The 15,088-nt window shown below is 59.0% G+C and carries 14 protein-coding genes; 10 read left to right on the top strand and 4 right to left on the bottom strand.

The features are described 5' to 3' along the window. The first annotated feature begins 170 nt into the window (after nt 1-170). The gene (apbC, locus tag PMI37_RS06855) at nt 171-1,265 is read left to right on the top strand and encodes an iron-sulfur cluster carrier protein ApbC (protein ID WP_008079385.1); all 1,095 of its coding nucleotides are present in this window, start codon (nt 171-173) and stop codon (nt 1,263-1,265) included. An 82-nt stretch (nt 1,266-1,347) separates the two neighbouring features. Here apbC and PMI37_RS06850 read toward each other — a convergent pair whose 3' ends face one another. Further along, the gene (locus PMI37_RS06850) at nt 1,348-2,106 is read right to left on the bottom strand and encodes an SDR family oxidoreductase (RefSeq protein ID WP_016986667.1); all 759 of its coding nucleotides are present in this window, start codon (nt 2,104-2,106) and stop codon (nt 1,348-1,350) included. 164 nt (nt 2,107-2,270) lie between these two features. Between PMI37_RS06850 and PMI37_RS06845 the strand changes: the two genes are divergently transcribed. From PMI37_RS06845 to groL, 4 genes are all read left to right on the top strand, one after another. Next, entirely contained in the window at nt 2,271-3,002 is a 732-nt protein-coding gene (locus PMI37_RS06845; RefSeq protein WP_008079383.1) for a HugZ family pyridoxamine 5'-phosphate oxidase, read from the top strand. Between the two features lie 65 nt (nt 3,003-3,067). Next, complete coding sequence (locus tag PMI37_RS06840) at nt 3,068-3,544, top strand: FxsA family protein (protein ID WP_008079382.1); 477 nt, start codon at nt 3,068-3,070, stop codon at nt 3,542-3,544. A gap of 260 nt (nt 3,545-3,804) precedes the next feature. After that, the gene (locus PMI37_RS06835) at nt 3,805-4,098 is read left to right on the top strand and encodes a co-chaperone GroES (RefSeq protein WP_007916610.1); all 294 of its coding nucleotides are present in this window, start codon (nt 3,805-3,807) and stop codon (nt 4,096-4,098) included. Nucleotides 4,099-4,148: 50 nt separating this feature from the next. Then, nucleotides 4,149-5,795, top strand: coding sequence for a chaperonin GroEL (groL, locus tag PMI37_RS06830; protein ID WP_008079375.1), 1,647 nt, complete (start codon nt 4,149-4,151; stop codon nt 5,793-5,795). Between the two features lie 197 nt (nt 5,796-5,992). Here the strand turns inward: groL and PMI37_RS06825 are convergent, their stop codons facing one another. Continuing rightward, a complete protein-coding gene (locus tag PMI37_RS06825; RefSeq protein WP_008079374.1) occupies nt 5,993-6,736 on the bottom strand; it encodes a phosphatase PAP2 family protein in 744 nt (247 codons plus the stop codon). Between the two features lie 221 nt (nt 6,737-6,957). On the opposite strand from PMI37_RS06825, the gene colR reads away from it, so the two are divergent. The 5 genes from colR (at nt 6,958) to PMI37_RS06800 (ending at nt 10,682) form a co-directional block, all read left to right on the top strand. Beyond that, a complete protein-coding gene (colR, locus tag PMI37_RS06820) occupies nt 6,958-7,629 on the top strand; it encodes a two-component system response regulator ColR (protein WP_008079373.1) in 672 nt (223 codons plus the stop codon). Continuing rightward, nucleotides 7,629-8,903, top strand: coding sequence for a sensor histidine kinase (locus PMI37_RS06815; protein ID WP_008079372.1), 1,275 nt, complete (start codon nt 7,629-7,631; stop codon nt 8,901-8,903). The genes colR and PMI37_RS06815 overlap by 1 nt, the downstream gene beginning before the upstream one ends. 162 nt (nt 8,904-9,065) lie before the next feature. After that, nucleotides 9,066-9,734 (top strand): class I SAM-dependent methyltransferase, encoded by a 669-nt coding sequence (locus tag PMI37_RS06810; RefSeq protein WP_008079371.1) that lies wholly within the window; start codon nt 9,066-9,068, stop codon nt 9,732-9,734. A 4-nt stretch (nt 9,735-9,738) separates the two neighbouring features. Further along, the gene (locus tag PMI37_RS06805) at nt 9,739-10,452 is read left to right on the top strand and encodes a lipopolysaccharide kinase InaA family protein (protein ID WP_008079370.1); all 714 of its coding nucleotides are present in this window, start codon (nt 9,739-9,741) and stop codon (nt 10,450-10,452) included. Nucleotides 10,453-10,454: 2 nt separating this feature from the next. Then, on the top strand, nt 10,455-10,682 hold the full coding sequence (locus tag PMI37_RS06800) for a hypothetical protein (protein ID WP_045123044.1): 228 nt from the start codon (nt 10,455-10,457) through the stop codon (nt 10,680-10,682). A 143-nt stretch (nt 10,683-10,825) separates the two neighbouring features. On the opposite strand, the gene PMI37_RS06795 is transcribed toward PMI37_RS06800, so the two are convergent. Further along, nucleotides 10,826-13,852 carry a multidrug efflux RND transporter permease subunit gene (locus tag PMI37_RS06795; protein WP_008079369.1) on the bottom strand — a complete coding sequence of 1,009 codons (3,027 nt, stop codon included), beginning with the start codon at nt 13,850-13,852 and terminating at the stop codon, nt 10,826-10,828. Nucleotides 13,853-13,865: 13 nt separating this feature from the next. Next, a complete protein-coding gene (locus PMI37_RS06790; protein ID WP_008079367.1) occupies nt 13,866-15,014 on the bottom strand; it encodes an efflux RND transporter periplasmic adaptor subunit in 1,149 nt (382 codons plus the stop codon). Between the last annotated feature and the right edge of the window lie 74 nt (nt 15,015-15,088).

The raw sequence follows: 15,088 nt of genomic DNA, 5'->3' as shown, positions 1-15,088 counted from the left end.
CGTGTTCAATGATTACACGACTGCTGCGCAGCCGGTCGGGGATAAATCCCCTCACCACAATGGTTTTCCAGCTCAACTGAGTGTGTTTGGCTATAAATCTCCTGAACTCAAATGAATCAGCACGGTACGATACCCGCCATCTTTTCCCAGTCTTGTTATCGGAGTTGCCCATGAGCGCCGTCACTCGCGCAGCGGTGGAAGCCGTCCTCAGCCAATACACCGACCCTTACCTGAACCAGGACCCGGTCAGCGCCGGATGCGTGAAGAACATCGAAATCGTCGGTGATCGCGTCAATGTGCAGCTGGAAATCGGTTACGCCGCCGGTCTGTTCAAGAGTGGCTGGGCGCAATTGCTGCAACTGGCCATCGAAAACCTCGACGGCGTGGTGATCGCCAAGGTTGAAGTCAACAGCGTGATCGCCGCGCACAAGGCCCAGGCGCAGATCCCGGGGCTGGCCAACGTCAAGAACGTGGTTGCCGTGGCCTCGGGCAAGGGCGGTGTGGGCAAGTCGACCACCGCCGCCAACCTCGCCCTGGCGCTGGCCCGTGAAGGCGCCAAGGTCGGCATTCTCGACGCCGATATCTACGGCCCGAGCCAAGGCATCATGTTCGGTATCCCCGAACGCACCCGCCCTGAGGTCAAGGATCAGAAGTGGTTTGTGCCGCTCAAGGCGCATGGTGTCGAAGTGATGTCGATGGCGTTCCTGACTGACGACAACACGCCGATGGTCTGGCGCGGCCCGATGGTTTCCGGCGCGTTGCTGCAACTGGTCACGCAAACCGCGTGGGGCGACCTGGATTATCTGGTCATCGACATGCCGCCAGGCACCGGCGATATCCAGCTGACCCTGGCGCAGAAAGTCCCGGTGGCGGGCGCTGTGATCGTCACCACTCCACAGGATCTGGCCCTGCTCGACGCGCGCAAAGGCGTGGAAATGTTCCGCAAGGTCAACATTCCAGTGCTGGGCGTGGTGGAAAACATGGCCGTGCATATCTGCTCGAACTGCGGGCATGCCGAGCATCTGTTCGGTGAGGGTGGGGGCGAGAAGCTGGCGACCCAGTACGGTGTCGAACTGCTGGCCTCGCTGCCGTTGTCGATGCTGATCCGCGAGCAGGCCGATGGCGGCAAGCCTACGGTGATCGCCGAGCCGGACAGCCAGATTGCCATGGTCTATCAGGAACTGGCCCGCCACGTCGGCGCGCGGATCGTGTTGCAGGAAGCGGCAACGCCGGCGATGCCGAACATCACCATCAGCGACGATTGATCGAAAAAGATCGCAGCCTGCGGCAGCTCCTACAGAAATCCCATGTAGGAGCTGCCGCAGGCTGCGATCTTTTGATCTTGCTTCAGATACGCAAGCCGCCATCCATCTCCAGAATCCGGCCGGTGTAATAGTCGTTCTCGAAGATATACGCCGCCGAATGCGCAATCTCTTCCGGCTTGCCCATGCGCTTGAGCGGAATCCCCGAGGTCATCTTCTCCAGCGCTTCCGGCTTCATGCCCAAGGTCATCTCGGTTTCGATGAAGCCCGGCGCAATCCCCGCCACGCGAATCCCGTAACGCGCCAGCTCTTTAGCCCAGGTCACCGTCGCCGCAGCAACGCCAGCCTTGGCCGCCGAATAGTTGGTCTGGCCAACGTTGCCGGCCCGCGAAATCGACGAAATGTTGATGATCGCGCCAGTGTTCTTCAGCTCGACCATTTTCGCCGCCACCTCACGGGTGCAGAGGAACACGCCGGTCAGGTTGACGTCGATCACCGCCTGCCACTGTGCCAGGCTCATCTTGGTCATCTCGCCGTCCTTGACCTTCAACAGCAGGCCATCACGGAGGATCCCCGCGTTGTTGATCAGGCCGTGAATCGCACCGAAATCGGCGGCAACCTGAGCGACCATGTGCTCGACCTGTTCTTCATTGGCGACGTTGCACAGGTAGCTGCGTGCCTCGACGCCCTTGGCCTTGCAAGCGGCCACCGCGTCGTCGAGTTTTTCCTGATTGAGGTCGACCAGCGCGAGTTTCGCGCCTTTGCCAGCGAAATACTCGGCCATTGAGCGGCCCAAACCCTGGCAACCGCCAGTGATAATGATTACTTTGTCGTTGAGTTGCATTCGCATGCCCCGATAGCAGGTCTGATTAGTTTTTATTGTCAGCGACTCCCGATCTGCACCGGCCTGGGCGCGACTGCACATGAGAATTGCCCGATGGCGTGACTGGGACTTGATCCCCGGCGCCCGTCCGTTTTTTCGACGGATTCTATTTAAGGAGTCATAAATTGAGCGTTGAAGTGGCGAAGAATGCCCGAGAATTGCTTCTCAAGGAATACCGCGGAGTGCTGTCGACTCACTCCAAATCGATGCCCGGTTTTCCCTTTGGCTCCGTGGTGCCGTACTGCCTGGACGAGCAGGGCCGCCCGCTGATCCTGATCAGCCGCATCGCCCAGCACACCCACAACCTGCAGAAAGATCCGAAATGCTCGCTGTTGGTGGGTGAGCGTGAAGCCGACGACGTGCAAGCCGTTGGTCGCCTGACCTATCTCGCCGAAGCGCAAAAGCTCGAAGACGCCGCGGCCATCGAAGCGGCTGCCGAGCGCTACTACCGCTACTTCCCGGATTCGCAGAACTACCATAAAGCTCACGACTTCGATTTCTGGGTGCTGACCCCGGTGCGCCATCGTTACATCGGCGGGTTCGGCGCGATTCACTGGGTCGATCAACTGACCCTGGCCAACCCGTTCGCCGGCAAGGCTGAGATCAGCATGGTCGAGCACATGAACAGCGACCACGCCAAAGCCATCGCGCACTACGTCGATCTTGCCGGTCTGCCGAAAACCGTGCCGGCGCAACTGGCCGGGATCGACACCGAAGGCATGCACCTGCGTATCGGTCAGGCGCTGCATTGGCTGCCGTTCCCAACGCCTTGTAATACGCCGACACAAGTGCGCGAAGCCTTGGTTTCTCTGGCTCACGCTGAGGTCTGGCCAAAAAATGCGACGGCCGAAGCTTGAATTCACGAAAGAGCGACGTCATCTAATGCTTACTGCAAGGCATTTCTTGCGTTGAGGAAACTTTGATGCGCCCTTTTCTGTTGCTCTTTCTGCTGTTTCCGGTGCTGGAGCTGTTCGTATTCGTCAAAGTGGCAGGGTCTATCGGGTTTTTCCCGGCCCTGCTGCTGATCATTGTCGGCTCGATGTTCGGCGTGTTCGTGCTGCGCGTCGCCGGTCTGGCCACGGCACTGCGTGCCCGTGAAAGCCTGAATCGCGGCGAACTGCCCGCGCAAACCATGCTTGAGGGCCTGATGCTGGCATTGGCCGGTGGCCTGTTGATCCTGCCGGGCTTCATCAGCGACGTGGTCGGTCTGGTGATGTTGCTGCCATTCACCCGCCGCCTGCTGGCAAACAAAATGCGCCAGCGTGCCGAAGACCAGGCCATGCGCCAACGCGCCTTCGCCGACGACCTGCAACCCCGTGGCGGTCCTGCGCCGCGCGAGCCTCTGGGCCGCGAGGGTGATGTAATCGAAGGCGAGTTCGAACACCGCGACATCAAGTAACGGCGATATCGACACGGCACCTTCGGGTGCCGTGTTCATTTGTGGGCTGCTTTTATGACGAGCCTCGGTGAAATTTTTTTAGCCTCGCCCTTGTAATAAGCTTATGCGCCCTTATGTATCGGTCACCGAAAGGTTTCTGGCATTTGAGCCAGTCAGTCTTCCGCGACTCGCTTGACGAGCCGCAACCGGCGCAGGCCGGATTTGTTAAACCCGCCGGGAATACACCGGCCGATGAAAACCACAATTAGGAGAGATCGACAATGAAGCTTCGTCCTCTGCATGACCGCGTCGTAATCCGTCGCAGCGAAGAAGAAAAGAAAACCGCTGGCGGTATCGTCCTGCCAGGTTCGGCTGCTGAAAAAGCCAACCACGGTGTGATTCTCGCTGTAGGCCCGGGCAAAGCTCTGGAAAACGGCGAAGTGCGCGCACTGTCCGTTAAGGAAGGCGATAAGGTTGTGTTCGGTCCTTACTCCGGCAGCAACACTGTGAAAGTCGACGGCGAAGACCTGCTGGTAATGAGCGAGAACGAAATCCTCGCTGTTATCGAAGGCTGATACCCCCGTTCATTTTCCCGCTACTACAAAGTATTTAAGGAATATCGATCATGGCTGCTAAAGAAGTTCTGTTTGGCGATTCCGCCCGTAAAAAAATGCTCAAGGGCGTCAACGTCCTGGCTGACGCAGTAAAAGCGACCCTGGGCCCGAAAGGCCGTAACGTGATCATCGAGAAGAGCTTCGGCGCTCCGACCATCACCAAGGACGGCGTTTCCGTCGCCAAAGAAATCGAACTCGAAGACCGTTTCGAAAACATGGGCGCGCAGCTGGTCAAAGACGTTGCCTCCCGTGCCAACGATGACGCGGGCGACGGTACTACCACCGCCACCGTTCTGGCTCAGTCGATCGTCAACGAAGGCCTGAAAGCCGTCGCTGCCGGCATGAACCCGATGGATCTGAAGCGCGGTATCGACAAAGCGACCATCGCTATCGTCAAAGAGCTGAAGAACCTGTCCAAGCCATGCGCTGATACCAAGGCAATCGCTCAGGTAGGTACCATCTCGGCCAACTCCGACAACTCCATCGGCGACATCATTGCCGAAGCCATGGAAAAAGTCGGTAAAGAAGGCGTGATCACCGTTGAAGAAGGCACTGGCCTGGAAAACGAACTGTCGGTTGTAGAAGGCATGCAGTTCGACCGTGGCTACCTGTCCCCGTACTTCGTCAACAAGCCGGAAACCATGGTTGCCGAACTGGACAACCCACTGGTCCTGCTGGTCGACAAAAAGATCTCGAACATCCGCGAAATGCTGCCAGTGCTGGAAGCCGTTGCCAAAGCTGGCCGTCCACTGCTGATCGTTTCCGAAGACGTTGAAGGCGAAGCCCTGGCGACTCTGGTTGTGAACAACATGCGTGGCATCGTTAAAGTTGCAGCCGTCAAGGCTCCTGGCTTCGGTGACCGTCGCAAGGCCATGCTGCAGGACATCGCTGTTCTGACCGGCGGTACCGTTATCTCCGAAGAGATCGGCCTGAGCCTGGAAGCAGCCACCCTGGAAAACCTGGGCAGCGCCAAGCGCGTGACCATCTCCAAGGAAAACACCATCATCGTTGACGGTGCTGGCGTTGCTGGCGACATCGAATCGCGTATCGCTCAGATCCGCGCTCAGGTTGCCGAAACTTCCTCGGACTACGACCGTGAAAAACTGCAAGAGCGTCTGGCCAAGCTGTCCGGCGGCGTTGCAGTAATCAAGGTTGGCGCTGGTTCCGAAGTAGAAATGAAAGAGAAGAAAGCCCGCGTTGAAGACGCCCTGCACGCAACCCGTGCAGCCGTTGAAGAAGGCGTGGTACCTGGCGGTGGCGTTGCGCTGATCCGCGCTCTGCAAACCCTGAACGACCTGAAAGGCGACAACGCTGATCAGGACGTCGGTATCGCTGTTCTGCGTCGCGCTGTTGAAGCTCCGCTGCGTCAGATCGCTGCCAACAGCGGCGACGAGCCAAGCGTTGTGGTCAACGAAGTCAAGAACGGCACCGGTAACTTCGGTTACAACGCTGCGACTGGCGAATACGGCGACATGATCGAAATGGGCATCCTGGATCCAACCAAGGTGACTCGTTCCGCTCTGCAAGCGGCATCGTCGATCGGCGGTCTGATCCTGACCACCGAAGCTGCAGTAGCTGACGCGCCGAAGAAAGACGGCGGCGCTGGCGGCGGCATGCCAGACATGGGCGGCATGGGTGGCATGGGCGGCATGATGTAAGCCAGCCTTACCCCCGTAACGCAAAACCCCGCTGACGCGAGTCAGCGGGGTTTTTTATTGCCTTCGATTTGGTGTGGCTTCAGACCGAGGTGCGACCATCGCTGGCAAGCCAGCTCCCACAGGGATTTGTAAGGTTCACACAATATGTATTTCACCTTGGACTCTGTGGGAGCTGGCTTGCCAGCGATGGCGTCAGATCAGGCGCGGACGGGTTGTGCTCTGACGACAGCCTCAGCCTTCACCGCCGGGCGATACAGCACCCAGTAATACGACCCCAGACAAATCAGCCAACAGAAAATCGCCGTCCACACGTTGTGCGAAAAGAAGTGTGCGCCCTGCATCATTCGGCTGATCGAAAACACCGAACCCAGCGCAAAGGCAAAGATAAACGCCTGTTTAGCCAAGCGCGGACGACGGTCACGCAGCACAAAAAACAACGCAAACAAGGTGAACCCCGTAGCCGCATGCCCCCCCGGCCAGCAACGACCAGGCTTATCGGTCTGCGGACGATGTTCCATCAGCTTGCTATAAGTCTCATGGCCGCCAAACTGCTCAAGACTCCACGGACACTGCACGGCGGTCACGGCTTTCACCGGGGTGACAAACGAAGTCGCCAGCCCCAGTGACAACACCAGACAGCCCAATTCGCGCTTGAACGGTTTCAGTCGCTCAATGAAAAACGCCCCGACGAAACCGCAGATGGCGAACACCGAGAAGGCGATCACTACCTGTTTGGCGCGGTCATGCAGGATGTCTTCGAGGAAGTAACTGTGCCGTCCGATGAAATCCCCGGCGACCGGGTCGTAGAAAAGTCTGGCCAGATCCATGTCCAGATCGGTCAGTTCAAGCAGCACCAGCACGATGGCCGCGACGGCGGGAATTCCCAGGCACAGCCAGAAATTCAGTGGCCTGGGGACGGGGCGGGGAGAAGTCGACACCATGGGCAATTCCTTGGGCGGAAAACAGGTTCTGAGGAGCGCAACCGCGCGGAGTCTGCGCCCGTTGGCGTCGAGGATTCGTTAACCGAAAGTGAAAAAAACGTTGCGCCGAACAATGAACGTTTTTGTCGATAAACAACCCAACACACGCCTAGCCCTGAGCCACACTTGGCCGTAAGCTGCGCGGGCCAAGACGGCCATTACTGTGTACGGAAGAGGTGCCCATGCGAATCCTGGTGGTCGAAGACAACCGCGACATCCTCGCCAATCTGGCCGATTATCTGGGCCTCAAAGGCTATACCGTCGACTGCGCGCAGGACGGTCTGTCGGGCCTGCACCTGGCGGCCACTGAGCATTACGATTTGATCGTGCTCGACATCATGCTGCCGGGGATCGACGGCTACACCCTGTGCAAGCGCCTGCGCGAAGATGCCCGTCGGGACACGCCGGTGATCATGCTCACCGCTCGCGATCAGCTCGACGATCGTTTGCAGGGCTTCAAGTCCGGTGCCGACGATTACCTGATCAAGCCGTTCGCCCTGTCCGAGCTCGCGGCGCGGGTCGAGGCGGTGATGCGCCGAGCCCAGGGCGGTGGCCGTCGCGCCTTGCAGGTCGCCGATCTGAGTTACGACCTCGATACCCTCGAAGTGACGCGCGAAGGCAAACTGCTCAAGCTCAACCCGGTCGGCCTCAAATTGCTGGCGGTGTTGATGCAGAAAAGCCCGCACGTCTTGCGCCGGGAAATTCTCGAAGAAGCGCTGTGGGGCGATGACTGCCCGGACAGTGACAGCCTGCGCAGCCACGTTCACCAGTTGCGCCAGGTGATCGACAAGCCGTTCGCCAAGCCACTGCTGCACACCGTGCATGGCGTGGGTTACCGCCTGGCCGATGCCTGATGGAGTTTAGACAGAGCCTTTCCCAGCGGATCATCATTGCCTTCGCACTGATGAGCGCACTGGTGGCCGGCGCCTTCGCCATGGGCATCGTCGCGACGGTACACCTGGTCGAGGAAAAACTGATTTCGGCTGGTCTGGGCGGCGATCTGCAGCGGCTGCTGCTGATGGACAACGTCTCGGACTGGAGCCATCGTCCCGAACCGGACCAGCTGTTCTATTTCAGTGGCGGCCCGGGCGATTTCGAGTTGCCGAAAGATCTGCGCCATCTCGATTCCGGCTTCCACGAAGTTTTCCGCGAACAATTGTCGTATCACGCGATGGTCGAGATCGTTGACGGTCGTCGCTATGTACTGCTGCAGGATCAAAGCGATTTTGAAGAGCGTGAGCGCGTGCTGTTTGCCGTGGTGCTGGTGGGCTTCGTGCTCAGTCTGGCGCTGGCGGTATTCCTCGGCTGGGTGCTGGCGCGCAAAGTGATGGCGCCGGTGGTGCGTCTTGCGCGGCAAGTGCGCCATCGCGACCAGTTGCTTGGACTGGCGCCTCCACTGGCCCCGGATTACGCTGCTGATGAAGTCGGTGAGTTGGCGGTGGCCTTCGATGCCACGCTGGGACGTTTGCGTCAGGCACTGACCCGCGAGCGCCTGTTTACCAGTGACGTCAGCCATGAACTGCGTACGCCGCTGATGGTGCTGGCAAGTTCTTGTGAATTGTTGCTGGAAAACCCCGGCATCGACCAGCGCGGGCGTTCTCAGGTTCAGCGCATCGCGCGTGCCAGCGAAGAGATGCGCGAGCTGGTGCAGACTTTCCTGATGCTCGCCCGCGCTCAACATGAAGACGCTGGCATGGCGCCTCAGCAGAACCTTGCCCAGGTGGCCGAAAGTCTGCTGTGCCTGTGGCGCGAGCCCATTCAAAGCAAAGGCCTGAAACTGATTTACGAACCGGGCACCCCGCTGGATACCCGTTATAACGCGACCCTGTTGAATGCGGTTATGGGCAACCTGTTGCGCAATGCATTGCATTACACCGAGCAGGGATTCATACGCCTGACACTCAATGCCCACGGGTTCGTGGTCGAGGATTCGGGCGTGGGCATTCCCGAAGAAAAGCGCGAGGCGATGTTCGAGCCATTTGTCCGTGGCAGTGAGAAACGCGGCGAGGGGTTGGGGCTGGGCTTGTCACTGGTCCAGCGCATCTGCGAGAACCAGGGCTGGACGGTGAACCTGAGCACCATGGAGCCCAATGGCTGTCGTTTTGAGGTTGATCTGGGCAAAGTCTGACACGCAGTGGTGGCATCCAGCCACTCCCGCCAACCTGTCTAAATCCTGTATAACCTTGAAATAGTTTGTGGGTTTACCGGACATTTTTTTCACAAATGGATGACCTGATGCTGACACGCCCCTGCTTAAGGTGGGGGCATCAGTAATTCAGGAGTCCTGGTGATGGCCGGTCCGATCAAACTCGATTTTTCCGAAAAGTACGACGACACGCATGCGCAGAAATATCTGCAAAAGCATCAAGCCAATCTCGGTCGTCGCTTGTCTCACTGGCGTGATGAACAACTGGCACGCAAGGCGCTGACATTGGCCGGTGAGCCGGGGCTGGTGCTGGATTTGCCGTGTGGTGCGGGTCGTTTCTGGCCACTGCTGGCGGAAAAACCGAACCGGGTGATCATCGGCGCGGACAACTCCGAGTCGATGATCAAGACCGCGATGCAGGCGCAACCGGCCGATGTGGTGAAACGGGTACAACCCTTGCACACCTCTGCGTTCGACATTGCCTTGCCTGATAACGCCGTCGACAGCATTTTCTGCATGCGTTTGCTCCATCACATCGGTGAAGCCGAGCATCGACGGGCCATTCTGCGTGAATTTGAGCGCGTCACCCGTGACAGCGTGATCATTTCGCTGTGGGTGGATGGCAATTTCAAGGCCTGGAAACGCAAGAAGGCCGAGGCCAAGCGTGGGCAGGAAGGTTACCAGAACCGTTTTGTGTTACCGGCTGTTACGGTTGAAAAAGAATTTGAAGAAGCAGGGTTCCGCATTCAGGAACAACTGGATTTCATCCCGCTCTATGCCATGTGGCGGGTCTACGTATTACGCAAGAGGTAGTGGGATGGCAGTGCAATTTGCAGCAGGAACGGACGTCGCTCCGCAGGATCGCTTTGACTATTACTGGAACCAGCAGGGTGAGTGGGTCGAAGAGCCCAACGTCCGCCGTGGTGGCGAAAGTGGTGTGCAACGAGTCATCGGTCGTGACGGGCAACTGCTGTATGCCAAACGCCAGACTGGACACATTTACCGCAGCTGGCTGCACCCGTTTGGCCGCCCGACGGTATTGCGTGAGCTCGACGCGCTGACCGGCGTGAGCAAACTGGGAGTGCGCGTGCCGGAAATCGTTTTCTGCGGCGCGCAGCCTGACCCGCAATACAAGTGGCGTGCGCTGCTGGTGACCAAGTCGCTGGACGGTTTTGACGAACTGGAAAAGTGGGAAGCGGCGGGTGGTCGTGCGCAATACGGCGAAGCCGTTTACGAGCGCGTACTGAAGGACCTCGCCGAAAACCTTGCGCGCATGCACAAGGGCCGTTGGCAGCACAGTTGCATCTATATCAAACACGTCTTTGTACGGGTGACGGGCGAGGGCGAGTCGGCCAAGGTCGAAGTGGCATTGATCGATCTGGAGAAGTGCCGCCAGCGTCTGACCGCCCATCGCGCGGCCGCCCATGACATGAAGCAATTGCGCCGCCATTCGTCGTTCAACGGCGCGGACTGGAAAAAACTCGTCTACTTTTATGAGACGGCGTTTGGCAGCGCTATCAAAGGTTTATAGCGATGAAACTAGAAATTGCACGAGGTTTGTTTTTGGTTGGAGCCTTGGCAGTTGCTTCATTGGCGGTGGCGGCTTGGGAGCAGCCCCGCATGCAAGTCATCGGTGCATCCACGACGGATGATCACTGCGCAGTACCACGGGTGGCCAAAGCCTCCGTGGCGAGTAAACCCGACCATGATTTGTTGCTGTTCATGTTCGGATTGTCTCAAGGGATGAGGCCACAAAGTTGAATCGATTGAAGCCCAAATGAAAGGCCTCGCAGATGCGAGGCCTTTTTTGTTCCCCCTGTAGGAGCTGCCGCAGGCTGCGATCTTTTGATTTTGTTTTACAGTTCAGATCAAAAGATCGCAGCCTGCGGCAGCTCCTACAGGGGTCAGGCTTTGTCGGGTTTTGCCAGCAGGGTGTAAATGCATGGGAGGACGAACAGGGTAAATAAGGTACCGATCGACATGCCCGTCGCAATCACCATACCGATATCGAAACGGCTGACCGCTCCGGCACCGGTAGCCAGAATCAGCGGCACCATGCCGAACACCATCGCTGCGGTGGTCATCAGCACCGGCCGCAGACGAATCGCTGCCGCTTCCTCCACCGCCTCGCGCGCGCTCAGGCCTTTGTCCTTGCGCAGTTGATTGGCGAATTCGACGATCAGGATCCCGTGCTTGCTGATCAGCCCGATCAGCGTCACCAGCCCGACCTGGGTGTAGATGTTCATGCTCGACCAGCCAAGGAACAGCGGAATCAGCGCCCCGCAGATCGACAGCGGCACCGTCACCAGAATCACCAGCGGATCGCGGAAGCTCTCGAACTGCGCTGCCAGCACCAGAAAAATGATCGCCAGCGCCAAAGCAAACGTCACCCACAAGGCACTCCCTTCCTGGACGAACTGCCGTGAGGCGCCGCCGTAGTCGAAAGCAAAACCGGCCGGTGCTTCTTCGCGGGCGATCTGCAACACCGTGTCGATGGCTTCGCCCATGCTCACCAGCGGAAACCCGGAAATCTTCGCCGCGTTGAGTTGCTGGAACTGGTTGAGCTGGCGCGGTCGGGCACGGTCGCTGACCTTGATCAACGTCGACAGCGGCAGCAATTCGCCCTGGGTGTTTTTCACATAGTAATTGTTCAGCCAGTCCGGGTTGTCGCGGTACGGCCGTTCAACCTGGGCGATGACCTTGTAGCTGCGCCCTTCGATGGTGAAGCGATTGATTTCCGCCTCGCCGAGCAGCGTTGCCAGGGTGCTGCCCAGATCGAGCATCGACACGCCCATCTGCGCCGCTTTGGTGCGGTCGATGTCGACCACCACTTCCGGTTTGTCGAACGCCAGGTCGAGGTCGACGAAGGCGAACTTGCCCGACTCCATCGCGCGCTTCTTGATCCGGTCAGCCACTTGCAAAAGTAGTTCGTAATCGTTGGCCGTGTTGACCACGAATTCGAACGGCAAGCCTTCGCCGGTGCCGGGCAGGGAGGGCAGGTTGAAACCGAAAATCTGCAATCCCGGGATCGCACCCAGTTTGCCTTGCACCTCGGGGAGGATCTGCATCTGCGTGCGGCTGCGCTCGTTCCACGGCTTGAGCAGGAAGCCGCCGATGCCGGCCTGCACACCGTTGTAGCCGTTGATCTGGAACGAGGAGTAGTACTCCGGGAATTCCTTGAAGATCTTGATGAACTCGTCGGTGTAGGTGCTCAGGTAATCAAGGTTGGTTGGCTGCGGGGCGGTGGCCATCATGAAAATGATGCCCTGATCCTCGTCCGGCGCCAGTTCAGATTTGGTGAACTTGAGGAACACCGGAATCAGGCACAGTACGATCACTGCAAACACCAGCACCACCGGGCGCGTGTTCAGCGTGCCGTGCAGCGTGCTTTGATAGCGGCGCTTGAGGCCGTCGAAGAGGCGGTCGAGACGATGGGCGAGGCCGCTGGGGTTCTGTTCGTGGCGCAGCAGATAAGCACACATCATTGGCGACAGGGTCAGGGCGACGACCCCGGAAATCACCACAGCCCCGGCCAGCGTCAGCGCGAACTCCTTGAACAGCGCCCCGGTCAGGCCGGTGAGAAAACCGATCGGCGCATACACCGCCGCCAGCGTGATGGTCATCGACACCACCGGCATGGCGATTTCTCGGGCGCCTTCAAGGGCAGCGTCAAACGGTGTTTTGCCTTCTTCGATGTGCCGATGAATGTTCTCCACCACGACAATCGCATCGTCCACCACCAGGCCGATGGCCAACACCATCGCCAGCAGCGTCAGCAGGTTGATCGAGTAGCCCATCATCTGCATGAAGAACATCACGCCGATCATCGACAGCGGAATGGTCACCACCGGGATCACCACCGAGCGCAACGCGCCAAGGAACAGGAACACCACGACGATGACGATCAGCACCGCTTCGAACAGGGTTTTTACCACTTCGTCGATGGACGCCTGGATGAACAGGGTGGCGTCGTAAGCAATCTCGCTCTTGAGGTTCGGCGGCAGCTGCGCTTCCAGCTCCGGCATGATCTTGCGCACTTCCTTGATCACGTCCAGCGGGTTGGCGCCCGGTGTCGCCTTGATGCCGATGTACACCGATGGCGTGCCGCCGAACGAGCTGATCGAGTCGTAGTTTTCCGCGCCCATTTCCACCCGCGCGACATCGCTGAGCAGCACGCGGCTGTCGCCACTGACCTTGAGCGGAATGGCGGCGAAGGCTTCGGCGGATTTCAGCTCAGTGTTGGCGTTGATGCTGGTCACCACGTACTCGCCTTTCACTTCGCCGGCGGCGGAGAGGAAGTTGTACTGACGCACAGCGTTGGTCACGTCGGCGGCGCTGAGGCCGAAACCGGCAAGTTTTATCGGGTCGAGCCACAGGCGCATGGCGAACACCTGATTGCCGAGAATCTCCGCTTCAGCCATGCCCGGCAGGGTCGCCAGTTTTGGCTGGATCACCCGCGACAGGTAGTCGGTGATCTGCGGGTTGCTCAAGTCCTTGCTGAAGAAGCTGATGTACATCAGTGCCGAAGCGTCGGCGGATTCCTTGCTCAGCACCGGGTCTTCGGCATCCTGCGGCAGCTGGTTTTTCACCTCGTTGGCCTTGGCCAGCAGCTCGGTGAACAAACGGTCGGTGTTGGCGCCGATGCGTGCGTAGATCGAGATCGTCGAGAAGTTCTGGCGACTGACCGAGGTCATGTAGTCGATGCCCTCGGCGCTGGCCAGGCTCTGCTGCATCGGTTGGGTGATGTAGCCCTGAATGGTTTCGGCGTTGGCCCCGGGGTAGGCGGTGGTCACCGTGATCAGGGCGTTTTCCATTTGCGGGTATTGGCGCAGCGGCAACTTGCTCCAGGCCTGAAAGCCGAGCAGCACAATCAGCAGGCTGACCACGGTGGCGAGCACCGGACGGCGGATGAACGGATCAGTAAAAGCCATGGGTTTTCCTTGATCAGTCGGCGCGGGGCGGACTGTTCTGCTCGCCGAGGGTCTTGTCGTCGCTGATGGCGATGTGCGCGCCGTTGTCCAGTTTGATCTGGCCAGCCGTCACCACTTGTTCGCCGTTCTGCACGCCCTTGTTGATCATCACCAGGCCATCGCGGCGTTCACCGGTTTCGATGAAGCGGCGTTCGGCGATCAGTACGGGTTGGCCCTTGTCGTCTTTTTCGACGCTGCCGTCTTCGGCCTTTTTCTGCCCGACCACGTAGATCGAGTTGCCGTAGAGGGTGTAGGTGATCGCGCTCTCCGGCACGACGATGTGTTTCTGCGGATCGGGCAACAGCACTTCGAGGCTGGTAAACATGCCGGGCAACAGTTTGCCGTCGGGGTTGGCCAAGGTGGCGCGGATCAGGATGTTGCGCGTAGTGCTTTCGACGATCGGGTTGATTGCGCTGATCTTGCCGGCGAAATTTTGCCCGGGGTAAGCCGAAACCGAGATCTGTACGGGTTGGCCGATGGCCAGTTTCGGCACCGATTGTTCGGGCAGGTAGAAGTCGGCGTAGAGGCTGCTCAAATCCTGCAACGTAGCGATTTTGGTGCCGCTGGCGAGGTAGTCGCCGACGTCGACCTGACGGATGCCGATGGTGCCGCTGAACGGCGCGAGAATGCGTTTTTTCGCCAGCGAGGCGTTGAGCTGATTGACCGTGGCTTTGTTCTTTTGCAGCACGGCGGAGAGGCGGTCGAATTCGCCTTTGGAGATGGCGCGGCTGTCGACCAGTTGCGCGCCACGGCCGAAGTCCAGTTGCGCCAGACCCAAGTCTGCCTTGGCGGTTTCCAGCAGGGCGGTTTCGACGGCGCTGTCGAGTTGCAGCAACGGTTGCCCGGCTTTGACCTTCTGTCCGGATTCGAACTTGAGTTCAGTGACCGTGCCGGCGACTTCCAGACTCAGCTCGACGCCTTGCAATGCCTTGAGCGTGCCGACGGTGGGCAAGCGCATCTGCCACGGCCGTTCGCTGGCGTTGGCCACGGCGACGCTGATCGGCGGTTTCGGCTTGGAAAAGCCCTGGATCATCGTGTAGATCGAAAAGGCTTTGTACCCGCCCAGCACCAGGACGATCAGCAACACAACACCCAACATGATCAGCATGCGGCGACGCAGCATATTTCCAGTTCCTTGGATAAATCAGGTGAGACAGGCCCGAACATTACTCCGAGAGAGGCAGGTAATCCAACTGC

This window comes from Pseudomonas sp. GM80, assembly GCF_000282515.1.
In the GTDB taxonomy this organism is placed as follows: domain Bacteria; phylum Pseudomonadota; class Gammaproteobacteria; order Pseudomonadales; family Pseudomonadaceae; genus Aquipseudomonas.
Note: the sequence above shows the minus strand (reverse complement) of the source record. Positions and strands in the feature narration are given on the sequence as shown.